Raw genomic sequence first — 13,539 nt, 5'->3', positions numbered from 1 at the left:
ATCTCCTAATGTCTAAAATGTCTCACGCCTGTGAAGACCATGGTCAAGCCATATTTGTCAGCGGCTTCGATAGATTCTTGGTCACGGACCGATCCACCCGGCTGGATGATGGCCTTGATCCCTGCTTTGGCGATCTCTTCCACGTTATCCGCAAATGGGAAGAAGGCATCCGAAGCAAGCACAGCGCCGTCAAGACGGTCTTTAGCTTGGTCAATGGCAATACGGACTGAAGACACACGGTTGGTTTGACCAGGGCCCACACCAAGTGTCATGTGGTCGTTGGTCACGATGATACCGTTGGATTTGACATACTTGATGGCTTTCCAAGCGAATTCAAGTGCTATCGCTTCTGTCTCTGTTGGTTGGCGTTTGGTCACCACTTGCCAATCGGCTGGACTTTCCTTGACCACGTCTTGGTTTTGAACGAGGAGTCCACCGACCACACCTGTGTATTCCGCTTCTGCTTCACTGGCATCTTGTGCGTCAAATGGCAAGGCAAGGATACGCAAGTTTTTCTTTTTATTAGTCAAAATAGCTAGCGCTTCATCCGTATAGCTTGGTGCGATGATGATTTCAAGGAAAACGCCGTGCATCTTCTCAGCTGTCGCAGCATCCACCTCACGGTTAAGAACAACGATACCACCAAAGATAGACACTGGGTCAGACTCATAAGCATAGTCCCAAGCAGTCTCGATGTCATCAGCCTGACCGATTCCACATGGGTTCATGTGTTTGAGAGCCACAACGGTTGGACGGTCTTTAAAATCACGGATGATACGAATGGCAGCGTCAGCATCACGGATATTGTTGAATGACAATTCTTTCCCGTTAAGCTGTTTGGCTGAAGCAATGGAGTAGTCTGTCGGCAAAGCTTTTTGGTAGAAGTCCGCGTCCTGTTGAGGATTTTCCCCATAGCGCATAGCTTGCTTGAGGTCATAAGTCAAAGTGAGTTTTTCAGGTTTGCTTTCGCCCACTTGAGCTGTGAAATACTCTGCAATCAAAGCATCATAAGCTGCTGTGTGACGGAAAACCTTGGCTGCCAAACGTTGTCGAGTTTCGTAAGTCGTTTCACCATCGGCTGACAATTCGTCCAAAACCACTGTATAGTCAGCAGGGTCTACCACAACTGTCACGCTAGCATGATTCTTCGCTGCCGAGCGAAGCATAGATGGCCCACCGATATCAATGTTTTCAACTGCATCAGCGTAAGTCACGTCTGGTTTGAGGATGGTTTCCTTAAATGGGTAAAGGTTTACCACAACAAGATCAATGAGCTCAATCTGGTTCTCCTTAGCTGCTTCCAAGTGACTATACAAGTCACGACGAGCGAGGAGCCCACCGTGGATATTTGGATGAAGAGTCTTGACACGACCGTCCATCATTTCTGGAAAACCAGTCACATCATCAATGGCAATTGTGTCCACCCCAGCATTATCAAGGACAACCTTGGTCCCACCTGTTGAGATGATATCCCAACCAAGTTTTTTAAGTTCTTGGGCAAATTCAACAATGCCCGCTTTGTCTGAAACGCTGATTAAAGCTTTTTTCGTCATTCTATTCCTCTTTCTTTAGGTCCAAGCGCATAGCGAATTCGTTATTTTCTTCTATAAATCCTGTTTCCTGAAAACCCAAACTAGTCAACAGGTGCTTCATTTTTTCATTTCCAACCACATAATCTGCAACAATATGACTGCAAGATCTATCCATCTGAGCCTCTTTGATTAGAACTTCCAAGGCTTTTCGTCCATAACCTCTTCCTTGGTACTGCTGGCCAATCATTATCCGCCAGATAAAGTATTCCGCTTCATCCTTATCTATTTCCAACAGGAGAAAACCAACTACAAGCTCATTCCAATAAATTGCCATTGGAAACACATCCCCATTCTCTCGGTAGAGCCATGCGTCAGCTAAAGAGCGTACATTTGGAGACACGAAACGTGCTCGTTCATCAGCTTCAGATATTTTCAAATCCAGCACTGCCTGAAAACTGCTCTCATCTACTAATTTTATCTCAATCATTTTTTCTCCTAGCAATATTGCAAAATCAAAACTTGATTTACTTCTTATCTTCTACCCACCCCTAAACTCTCCAACACTTGAGGATAGAGCTGATACTCGGTGGCATGAATACGTTCTTCAAAACTGTCAATCGTATCATCAGCTAACCTTGGCACGCGCACTTGTTTGATAACCTTGCCTGTATCCACTCCGGAATCCACCCAGTGAATGGTCACACCAGACTGGTCAACACCAGCATTCCAAGCATCCTCAATCCCATGAGCTCCTGGAAATTCTGGCAGGTAAGCTGGATGAATGTTGATAATTCGGCCCTCATAAGCTGCTAATAAAGTTGGTCCAACGATTTTCATGTAGCCTGCTAGACAAACCAAGTCAATCTGGTGCTCTTCTAATAGCTCAACAAGGGCTGCTTCGTAGTCTGCCTTGCTCTCAAACTCCTTGAGTTCAAAAGCATAGGACAGAACGCCAAGCTTGTCTGCACGTTCTAGCACATAGGCATCACGATGGTCTGAAAAGACAAACTCTACTGGAAATTGTTCCGCTATCACCTGAAAATTTGAGCCATTACCAGAGGCAAAAACCGCTATTTTTTTCATTTGATGATAACACTTTCGTTTTCTTTCTTGACGATGCGACCAATCTCATAGACTGGTTCATCCAACAATTCCTTGACACGAATTACATTTTCAGGGCTAACTGCTAGCATAAGTCCCACACCCATATTAAAGATTTCAAACATTTCTTCGTGTTTGATTTCACCGTATTTTTCAAGGGCTTTGAAAATAGGAAGCACTGGAACTTTGTTTTCATCAATTTCAGCAGCTAGGTCATCTGCAAACATACGAGGGACATTTTCGATAAAGCCACCACCAGTGATGTGGGCAATGCCATTGACCAACTCTTCCTTGATGAGTGGCAAAACAGCCTTGACATAGATACGAGTCGGCTCAAGAAGAACGTCCTTGAGTTGCTTGCCTTCCAATTCTGGAAGGACTTCCTCACCTGTGTAATCCGCAAAGACACGACGGACGAGAGAATAACCATTGGAATGAATCCCACTTGAAGCAAGTCCGAGAAGAATATCTCCTTCTGCCACCTTCGAACCGTCAATGATTTGAGATTTTTCAGCCACACCGACCGCAAAACCAGCCAAGTCATAGTCAGCTTCGCCGTACATGCCAGGCATTTCAGCCGTTTCCCCACCAATGAGGGCAGCACCTGCCTGCACACAACCTTCTGCCACACCAGCGACAACTTGTTCTAGCTTAGCTGGTTCATTCTTTCCTGTCGCCACATAGTCGAGGAAATAGAGAGGCTCCGCACCTGCAGCGATGATATCATTGACACACATGGCCACACAGTCCTGACCAATGGTATCGTGCTTGTCGTACTTGATAGCCAGCATGAGCTTAGTTCCGACACCGTCAGTCCCCGAAATCAAGACTGGTTCTTTAACCCCTGTTTTTGAAAGGTCAAACATGCCACCGAAACCACCCAGAGCTCCCATGACACCTGCACGCTCCGTACGAGCCACATGCTTTTTAATCCGTTCAACAACTTCATAACCCGCTTCAACATCCACGCCAGATTGAGCGTACGCATTTTTATTTGCCATTTTTATATTCCTTTTCTTTAATGGAGGATCTATTGTCTATTTGTAAAAACTGGTCTTTTCTTCCAAACTTCTACGATAGTCTTCTTCATAGTCATAGAGAGGCGTTGGGTAATCACCATCAAAATAAGCGACACAGAGACCACCATTCGGCGCATCTGTTTCAATCCCAATGGATTCAATCAAGCCATCAATCGAAAGATAGGTCAGACTGTCCGCACCAATGATTTGGCGAGTTTCTTCAACCGTATGATTGGCCGCAATTAGCTCCTGACGGGTCTGGATATCAATTCCATAGAAGCATGGATAAGCTAGCGCTGGACTTCCAATAGCAACGTGAACCTCAGTCGCACCCGCTTCCTTCAAGAGCTGAACGATACGACGAGAGGTTGTTCCACGTACAATAGAGTCATCAATCATAACCACACGCTTGCCTTTTACAACACCAGAAACAGCAGATAGTTTCATCCGCACCCCTTGCTCCCGCAATTCTTGAGTCGGTTGGATAAAGGTACGTTGGGTGTATTGGTTCTTGATAAGTCCCATTTCATTTGGTAGCCCGGACTCTTCCGCAAATCCCATAGCCGCGCTGAGGGAAGAATTGGGCACACCGACCACGATATCCGCCTCATGCTTGAATTCACGCGCCAATTGGGCACCCATACGTTTGCGAGCCGTATGGACATTGACACCGTGGATATTAGAATCAGGGCGAGCAAAATAGATATACTCCATAGAACAGATTGCTAACTGGGTATCATCTGTATAGCTATCATACTGGATGCCCTTGTCATCAATGATCACAATCTCACCTGGCTTCAAATCACGAATCCACTCTGCACCAATGACCTCAAAAGCACAAGTTTCAGAGGAAACCACCACCGCTCCGTTGGCCATTTTCCCGATAGAAAGCGGACGGAAACCATTGGGGTCAAGAGCCGCAATCAACTTGTCCTCAAACAGCAAGATATAGGCAAAACCACCTTTGACAAGGCTGAGCGCTTCCTTGATTTTGCCCATCAGGCTAGGATTGTGACTCCGACGAATGAGGTGAGCCAAGATTTCCGAGTCCGAAGTCGCGCTGAAAATTGCTCCTCTTTGTTCCAGTTCTTTCTTGAGAGAGGCTGCATTGGTCAGATTCCCATTATGAGCCAAGCCAAACTGCATATCGTGAAAACGGAAAAGGAAGGGCTGGATATTATCTACAGAAGCTTCGCCAGCAGTCGCATAACGGACGTGACCAATCGCACCAGTTCCTGTCAATTTATCTAAGTTAGCAGGATTTCTGAAGACTTCTGATAGAAGACCCATATCGCGATGCCGCTTTAGTTTCCCTTGGTCATTGGAGAGGATTCCTGCCCCCTCCTGACCACGGTGCTGAAGACTGTGGAGACCAAAATAGGTTAATTTAGCAGCATCTGGATGCCCCCAGATACCGAAAACACCACATTCTTCATTAAGAGATTTTACTTCGTATGTCATTTTTTATACCTAATTTTCATTTGCAATCATCAAGAGATAAATCTACATGACTTTTACATTACTGATACTATCTATTAGAAAATCTGCAAGTCTTATTTTCCAGTGAAATATTTAACCGCTGACGCGAACAGGTGCTGGTCTTTGCTACCTGGGATATTTTGGAAAAGACCGTCTTCATAACGTTCTGAGTGGCCCATCTTACCGATGATTTGGCCGTTCTTGCTGGTAATTCCTTCGATGGCATGGACTGAACCATTTGGATTGTACTTAGAATCCATACTTGGTTTTCCGTCAAAGTCAACGTATTGACTGAAAATTTGTCCGTTGTCACGGAGCTCTGCAAATTCCTCAGCCGTCACGACAAATTTCCCTTCACCGTGTGAAACAGGGATAGCATGAATCTCACCAACTTCCACTCCAGCAAGCCATGGTGAGTTGGTATTGGCAATACGGGTTTCCACCATCTTGGCCACGTGTTGGTTGGCATCATTGTAGAAAAGGGTTGGGCTCGTACTGCTTGCATCTTCAAAGTTTCCGTATGGAAGAAGACCTGATTTGACGAGGGCCTGGAATCCATTACAGATACCAATAATCAAGCCACCACGAGCGATAAAGCTATCAATAGCAGCACGCACTTTTTCATTAAGCAGGATGTTGACGATAAACTTAGCTGAACCATCTGGCTCATCCGCAGCTGAGAATCCACCTGCAAAGAAAAGGATATTAGCCTTGCCGATGTTGTCAACCATAGTTTCAACTGACTTGACAATGGCTTCTTCATGCAAGGTCACGAATGGTACCAAGTTAACCTCTGCACCTTCTTTTTCGAAGGCCTTGGCTGAGTCATATTCTGAGTTGGTGCCCGAGAAGACTGGGATATAAACCACAGGTTTTTCAACCTTTTCTTTGGCTTTAATCACAACATCTGATGCCACAGCTGGCACTGCTTCCAGTTCTTTTGCTTGAGCAAATTCTGTTGGGTAAACTTCTTCCAATTTGCCTTGGAAGGCACTGTCAAGTTTCTGTCCATCTAGCTTCACACCGTTGACAAGGAGTGTAAAGTCTGCACTTGTTTGTCCAATCTTCTCCACTCCAGCAATTTCTTCAGGAGAGGTAAAGACAAAGCCGCCTAATTGAGCTGTCAAAGAAGTTCCAAGTTCAGGCAAGGTTACCTCTGCACCGATATGATTTCCAAAAGTAGCAAGAGCCAAACTTTCAACCACACCACCATATTTGACAGCTGAAGCTGCCGTCACTTTGTGAGCCTTTTGAAGGGCTTCAAACTGAGCAAAGTTAGACTTAATCAAGGCAAAATCAATCTCTGCTGAGAGTGCTTGGCCTGGAATGTAGTAGATATTTTCCCCAACAGCTTTAAATTCTGGAGAGAGCACCTTACGGCTATCTGCCGTCGTCACCCCAAAGGCAACCAAGGTTGGCGGTACTGTCAATTCTTCAAAAGTACCAGACATGGAGTCCTTACCACCGATAGATGGCAAACCAAGCTGAATTTGTGCCTCGATAGAGCCTAGAAGAGCTGCTACTGGCTGACCAAAACGCTCAGCTTGTTTGTCCATTCGCTCGAAATACTCTTGGTAAGAGAAACGAGCCTTAGACCAGTTGGCACCAGCAGCCACCAAACGAGCAGTTGCTTCGATCACCGCATAGGCAGCACCGTGGTATGGAGACCATTCAGCTACATATGGGTTGAATCCTTGAGCCATGACTGACGCAGTATGAGTCAAACCGTGTTGAACTGGCAATTTTTGCACAGATGCCTCAGTTGGTGTGAGTTGGTAACGACCACCAAGTGGGTGATTAACCGTTGAACGACCAACAGAGCAATCAAAGATAGTCTGTAATCCTTTTTGACTCGCATGATTCAAATCAGATAGAACCGCAAGGGTATCAACTTCAAGTGTGTTAGCAGATGTTTGACGTTCTTCTGGAAGCTTGACATCCTTGTCCACAACCTTAGCATCAACTACCACGCGCACACCATTGGTGTCAAGGAAACGACGTTCCAAGTCTACAATTGTCTCACCATTCCAGTGCATGACTAGATTTGGTTTTTCAGTTACTGTCGCCACTACAACAGCGTCAATATTTTCTTTGTTACATTCTACAACGAAGGCATCTACATCCTCAGGACGAACCACGACTGCCATCCGTTCTTGAGATTCAGAGATGGCAATTTCGGTACCATTCAAGCCTTGGTATTTAAGAGGAACCTTGTTGAGGTCGATTTCAAGACCGTCTGCCAATTCACCGATGGCTACACAGACACCACCAGCACCAAAATCGTTGGATTTCTTGATGAGACGAGTGACATCACCATTACGGAAGAGGCGCTGAATCTTGCGTTCTTCGATAGCATTCCCTTTTTGAACCTCAGCACCAGCAGTCTCTACAGACTCAACTGTTTGAACCTTAGAAGAACCTGTCGCACCACCGACACCATCACGTCCAGTCTTACCTCCAAGGAGAATAATCACATCTCCCGCTTCCGGTTTTTCACGGACAACATTGCCCTTAGGAGCCGCACCAACAACGGCACCAAGCTCCATGCGTTTAGCTACAAAACCTGGGTGGAAGTACTCACGAACATAGGTCGTCGCAATTCCAATCTGGTTACCATATGAAGAATAACCATGAGCAGCTGTTTTAGAAATAACCTGTTGTGGCAATTTCCCAGCACGCGTTTCCGAAATCGGTGCTGTAATATCACCCGCACCAGAGATACGCATGGCTTGGTAAACGTAGGAACGGCCTGACAACGGGTCACGAATGGCTCCACCGATACAAGTAGCAGCCCCACCAAATGGCTCAATCTCAGTTGGGTGATTGTGGGTTTCGTTTTTGAACATGAGGAGCCAAGGTTCCTTTACGCCGTCAACGTCTACTTCGATTTCGACTGAGCAAGCGTTAATCTCATCTGACACTTCCATGTCATCCAAACGTCCATTGGCACGCTCATAACGACCGAAAATAGTCGCCATATCCATCAAGGTTTGCGGTTTTTCAGAACGCCCCAACTCATCACGCATGGCAATATACTTGTCATAAGTTGACTGCAATTGTTTTTGGAATTTAGAAGCTGAAAAATCAATCTGCTTCAACTCAGTCTCAAACGTCGTGTGACGGCAGTGGTCAGACCAGTAAGTGTCCAAAACCTTGAGTTCAGTCTCAGTTGGCACACGCCCGATTGACTTAAAGTAGTCCTGGATAAAGAGCAAATCATCCACTTCCATAGCCATCCCTTGCTCAGCCTTGTAGCGAGCAAAGTCTTCTGCTGTATAGTTTTCAAAGAAAGCCAATTTAGGAATGGTCTTGTCTGACTCAGAAAATTCCTGCTTGGCAATCCCTGCCGTAATATCCTTGAAACGAGAATCAACTGGGTTGAGCAGATAGTTCTTGACCGCTTCCAACTCAGTCGCATCAATATCTTTATTGACCAAGTAAAGTTGAGCTGTATTAACCGTTACATCACTCGAACTTCCTAGTAAAAGCAAGGCTTCCTGTGAAGATGCTGCACACTGGTCAAACTGCCCTGGTAGGCTTTCAATGGCAAAGAAAGCATAGTTGGCAAGATCCGCTTGCACAGCTACTTCATTTAAAACAGTATCTGTAACCTGTTCAGAGAAGATATGTTTTTCTGCAGGCGCAAACAAGTTTTCTGCCAAGTTAAAGACATCATAAACTTGCACGATGCGAATACTTTTCAAAGTTGAAAGCCCCAAGTTGTACTGGAGTTCTCTAACCAAACTCTCTGACTTGACCTGAAAATCAGCCTTTTTTTCAACAAAAATACGTTTATCCATCAATCCTTATTCCTTTATTTCAGCTCTTGCAATGTTCCCAAATAACTTTGAAGGTGTTATTTCAACCCCTGCAACTTTTCCCAAACAATCTCGTAAACGTCTGTTAGTTCTCCCAATCCTTACGGAGTGAAAAGGTCTGGGACCTTTTCAGCCTGAGTCCTTTTAGTTGAGAGACGAAGGTTTTCCGTTGCAAACAGATTATTTCAAACCTTGCAACTTCTCCCAAACAACTTCATAAACATCGGTTAATTCACCTAGATCCCTACGGAAAACATCCTTATCCATGTGGTTGCCATCCGCATCCCACAAACGGCAGTTATCTGGTGAAAATTCATCTGCTAAGATAATCTTGCCATCCTTGTCAAAACCGAACTCTAGCTTAAAGTCAATCAACTTGAGGCCAATCTCAGCAAACCAGGCTTTTAAAAGTTCATTAATACGACGGGTTTCTTCCTTCAAGTAGGCGATTTGCTGGTCATCCGCAATCTTTAGGAATTTCACATGCTCATCATTGATAAACGGGTCATCCAAATCATCATTTTTGTAGTAAAATTCGACAATCGGAGTCTCCAAGGCGATTCCCTCATCCACACCAAAACGTTTTGAAAATGAACCAGCAGTATAGTTGCGGAGCACGACCTCGAGAGGAATAATCTTAACCTTTTTATTGAGTTGTTCCGTGTCCGAAAGCTTCTCCACAAAGTGAGTCGCCACACCAGCCGCATTTAATTTCTCAAAAATAAAAGATGAAATCTGATTATTCAACACTCCCTTGCCCGCAATCTGCTCCTTCTTAACACCATTGAAAGCAGTCGCCTGATCCTTGTAAGTTGAAATAATAAGATTTTCATCCTCAGTTGTATAGATATCTTTAGCTTTTCCCGAATAGATCAATTGTTTTGACATTTTAAAGTTCGCCTTTCGTATTACTTGAGCACATTCTACCATAAAAAACCTAAAATTACAAGAATTTAACCGAATAAATAACACAACGACCTCGAAAATCATAAAGAAAAAACCGCAAGAAACATCTTTCTCACAGTTTTAAAATCATTTAACTCTAAAAACACGAACATTACTCTTTGTTCAAAAATTGATCCAAATAATAACGCAGGTAACTTTTCTTGCCCGTAATCATCTGTAGACGACCTTCCACCCCGTATCGAAGTTTTTCAGCCTGCTCCGAAGTTAGATTAGTCTCCGCCTCGATTTTAAAGAAATTCCCTTTCTCAGTCTTAGTAGCTGTCGCATCGATACCTGTAATAGTAGAATCTAGGAAAAGTTGATTCTTGGCATCATGAGTCGTAGTATAGCGAACAGAATCACCGACCTTGATCCTTGCTACATCCTTTGAACTTAGATAAGCTGTAAGTTTGGCTTTCCCTTCTTTTTCCAAGGACGGATAGAGTTGGGCTAGTAGGGCACCTTCTGCAACCATGGTAGAATCACTGGTCTCAGGATTAAGATGAAGTACCCCATCCTCACTCGCCGTAATTTTCCCCTTATCTAAAAGATTTCCCTGTACCTTCCTACCTGACTCTGCCTCCAAGATTTTCTGGGCTAGTAGGGTCAATTCTTGACCAACCTTTGCCAAGTGTTGGGATTTGAGAGACTCTAATTGACTGCTTAAACCTGACGCATAGGCTTGCTGGGCACCTGAACCTGCATACTGGACACGATAAGTAGCAAGACTAGATTCTAACTGAGAAAGCTGTGCTTCTACCTGCGAAATTGCCTGAGCCTTAGCTTGCGAATTTTCCTCGCCCTGAGACTTATAGGACTGGTAGAGAGAGTAGGCTAGATTCTGACTGGCCAAGGAAGCACCTGTTTCAATAGCTGACTTAGCTGTCTGGTAATCGCGAATTTTAGCCTCTGTTTGGCTGATGAGGTTGCCGATTTCGGCTTGAGTCTGACTAGCTGCTGCATTCTGGGATGCGATGGTCTCATTTTGTTGCGATGTACTAGCCCTAAGACTGCCTGCTTGACTGATGTAGTCGCGAAAGGTGGCTTGGTAGCCAAACTTATCCTCCTCTGGAAAGTGGTTCTCCCCTTCTTGCAGACTTTTTTGCAAATACTCCAATTGCTTTTTTTGATCCTTAAGCATGTCCAACTGACTGGCATAAGACTCCGCTTGGACACCCTCTGCCCCTTCTTGATATTGAACCAACAGTTCTCCCTTTTTTACCAGCTTATTTTCTTCCAAATGATTGACAAGAATGCGATTGTTACTAGTTGACTGGATATTTGCAAGGATTCGACTAGGCTCAACAGTAGCTCTAGTAGACAAACTTATCTCCTTCTCTGCAAATATTGCAAAGCCAAGCAAAAACACGAGCAGAAGGGACATGGGTACAATCACCCGACTGGAAAAATTATGGTAACGACGATTATAAAACTCCGCACTTTCTAAAAATTCTGGTTTCATCCTCTCCTCTTTCTAGCTATTCACCAAATGGGCGTAAAATCCACCCCGTGCAAGCAAATCAGCATGATTTCCTTCTTCAACAATCTTGCCCTGATCCAAAACAACCACCTTCTCTGTCCGCTCAGCAATGGTCAAGCGGTGGGCAATGAAAATCAAGGTCTTGTCCAAAGCCATGAGATTATCGACAATTCGCTTCTCTGTCAAGATATCCAGACTGCTGGTCGCCTCATCCAAAATCAAGACCGGCGCATCTGTCAAGAGAGCACGCGCCAAAGCAATTCTCTGACGTTGACCACCTGAGATCCCTGCCCCATCCGAAGTCAATTCTGTCTGGTAATTCAGTGGCATGCGCTCAATGTCCTCCCGAATCTCTGCCAATTCGACCGCCCGTAAGATATCTTCCTGTGTCGTTCCCTCCTTGGCTCCCAAAAGAAGATTGTCCAAAATCGTTCCGTTAAAGACATAGGGCTGTTGAGGCAGATAGTTGATATACTGGCGCAAGGCCTTTTTATCAATCTGATTGAGATTGACACCACCCAGACTAATCTCTCCCTGACTTGGATCATAAAAATTAACCATCATCTTGGCCAAGGTCGTCTTACCTGACCCTGAAATTCCCACAAAAGCCACCTTAGAACCTTGGGGAATAGTTAAATTGATATCCGACAAGACATCTCGACCATAGCCATACTTGTAGGAAACCTGCTTGAAGGTCATCTCTCCCTTCATCAAGCTCAGATCCTCAACTGTTTTCTTCTCCTCAAACTCAGAAGCTACCAGATAAACCTCATTCAGACGGTTATTGGCAACCTGCGCTGTCTGAAGCTTGGTTTGCAGATTGATGATATTTTCCAAAGGATTGATAAAGTAAACAAGCAAGGTATTATAGGTAATCAACTGTCCCAAACTCATCTTGCCATCCATAACCAGAATAGCCCCCATCCAGAGAATGCCGACATTGAGCAAGAGATGGGCAACTTTTTTCAGAGCCTTTTGCTGACTCTCTGCCCGACTATAGGTAAAGGATTTTTTCAGATAATCCACAAATTCCTTGTCAATCTTTTGGTAACGCTGACTTTCACTGGTCAAAGACTTGATAGTCTCAATACCATTGATGTCCTCAATGATAGAAGAAGACAGAACTGCATTGGCTTCCATGGTATCCCGATTCATCTTTTCAAACGGCTTCATAAAAGCAAAGATAATCACTGTATAGATAGGAAGTGCCAATAAAGTCATGAAAAAGAGATTGGTATTTTGTGAAAATAAAACAAGGGAAATAATGACAACCGTTGACACATCTAGGAAAATCGAAAGGATGGTCGAAGCCAGCGCATCGATGATACTGTTAGCATCTGTAAAACGAGACACGATTTCCCCTGTCCTGCGTGTTGCAAAAAAGGACATAGGTAGGTGAAAAACATGCTTGATATAGGACAAAATCACATCAATCGATAAGCGTTGCCCCAAAACAAGTAAGAGATACTCCTGAGCGTAAGACAAGATCTGCTGGAGGATATAAACGATGACCAGCCCAATAGAAATAATCCCCAGCGTCGAACGCATCTGGTCTGGCACATAGGTATCAATGATAGACTGCAGATAATAAGAACCCACAATGTTAATCAAGGTTACCAAGAGTGTTGCCAAAACGATATTGGCAATCAAGCCACGCTGCTTCACTAATATAGGGATAAAAGAGAGCAGGCCATTCTTTTGATCCTTATGAGGCTTGTAGTCTGGACTAGGTGCCATAAAAAGAGTCACTCCTGTCCATTCTTCCGCAAAACGCTCACGTGGCAGTTTGGTCAATTTCACCCCAGGATCTGGATCGGCAATATGAATGCTATCCTTATCCTGCCCAGTCACCACATAGTAGTGGAGCAATTTTCCTTCCTTAAGCACATGGGCAACAAAAGGAAAAGTCAAATCTGGCAAGTCAAAGAGCGTCATATCCGCCTTGATAGCTCGTGTCTCAAAGCCAATCTCCTCTGCCACCTTGACCAAACCCAAAGCCGTCGTCCCATCCATGGTCGTCTTGGCCAATTCTCGCAAGTGAGCCAAAGAATAATAGCTACCATAGTAGCCAAAAACCATGGCTAATGAAGCTACACCGCAGTCCATCTGATCCACCTGCGGACGATAGTGACGTTTCCCAAATTTCATATTCATCTCCTTTTCCT

General features: G+C 44.6%; 9 protein-coding genes and 1 pseudogene. All 10 read right to left on the bottom strand.

Annotation, left to right across the window (positions count from 1 at the left end):
- Window positions 1-5: 5 nt before the first annotated feature.
- Entirely contained in the window at window positions 6-1,553 is a 1,548-nt protein-coding gene (gene purH, locus SMSK597_RS08620; protein WP_000161899.1) for a bifunctional phosphoribosylaminoimidazolecarboxamide formyltransferase/IMP cyclohydrolase, read from the bottom strand.
- A 1-nt stretch (window position 1,554) separates the two neighbouring features.
- Complete coding sequence (locus SMSK597_RS08615) at window positions 1,555-2,019, bottom strand: GNAT family N-acetyltransferase (protein ID WP_000569797.1); 465 nt, start codon at window positions 2,017-2,019, stop codon at window positions 1,555-1,557.
- A gap of 44 nt (window positions 2,020-2,063) precedes the next feature.
- On the bottom strand, window positions 2,064-2,615 hold the full coding sequence (gene purN, locus SMSK597_RS08610; protein WP_000717513.1) for a phosphoribosylglycinamide formyltransferase: 552 nt from the start codon (window positions 2,613-2,615) through the stop codon (window positions 2,064-2,066).
- Window positions 2,612-3,634 (bottom strand): phosphoribosylformylglycinamidine cyclo-ligase, encoded by a 1,023-nt coding sequence (gene purM, locus SMSK597_RS08605; protein ID WP_001284582.1) that lies wholly within the window; start codon window positions 3,632-3,634, stop codon window positions 2,612-2,614. The genes purN and purM overlap by 4 nt, the downstream gene beginning before the upstream one ends.
- Before the next feature lie 36 nt (window positions 3,635-3,670).
- The gene (gene purF, locus SMSK597_RS08600; protein ID WP_000220615.1) at window positions 3,671-5,113 is read right to left on the bottom strand and encodes an amidophosphoribosyltransferase; all 1,443 of its coding nucleotides are present in this window, start codon (window positions 5,111-5,113) and stop codon (window positions 3,671-3,673) included.
- A gap of 92 nt (window positions 5,114-5,205) precedes the next feature.
- Window positions 5,206-8,931 (bottom strand): phosphoribosylformylglycinamidine synthase, encoded by a 3,726-nt coding sequence (locus SMSK597_RS08595; RefSeq protein ID WP_000361237.1) that lies wholly within the window; start codon window positions 8,929-8,931, stop codon window positions 5,206-5,208.
- Window positions 8,932-8,987: 56 nt separating this feature from the next.
- Window positions 8,988-9,128: pseudogene (locus tag SMSK597_RS14090) on the bottom strand (phosphoribosylaminoimidazolesuccinocarboxamide synthase).
- 1 nt (window position 9,129) lies between these two features.
- Window positions 9,130-9,837 carry a phosphoribosylaminoimidazolesuccinocarboxamide synthase gene (gene purC, locus SMSK597_RS08590; RefSeq protein WP_000043298.1) on the bottom strand — a complete coding sequence of 236 codons (708 nt, stop codon included), beginning with the start codon at window positions 9,835-9,837 and terminating at the stop codon, window positions 9,130-9,132.
- 169 nt (window positions 9,838-10,006) lie between these two features.
- Window positions 10,007-11,356, bottom strand: coding sequence for a competence pheromone export protein ComB (gene comB / locus SMSK597_RS08585; RefSeq protein ID WP_000801590.1), 1,350 nt, complete (start codon window positions 11,354-11,356; stop codon window positions 10,007-10,009).
- 12 nt (window positions 11,357-11,368) lie between these two features.
- Window positions 11,369-13,522: a peptide cleavage/export ABC transporter ComA gene (gene comA / locus SMSK597_RS08580; RefSeq protein ID WP_004238122.1), complete on the bottom strand. Its 2,154-nt coding sequence runs from the start codon at window positions 13,520-13,522 to the stop codon at window positions 11,369-11,371.
- Between the last annotated feature and the right edge of the window lie 17 nt (window positions 13,523-13,539).

It is taken from the genome of Streptococcus mitis SK597 (genome assembly GCF_000148545.1).
GTDB classification, from domain to species: Bacteria; Bacillota; Bacilli; order Lactobacillales; family Streptococcaceae; genus Streptococcus; species Streptococcus mitis_C.
The sequence above is the reverse complement of the archived record's forward strand: the minus strand, read 5'-3'. Positions and strand labels throughout refer to the sequence as shown.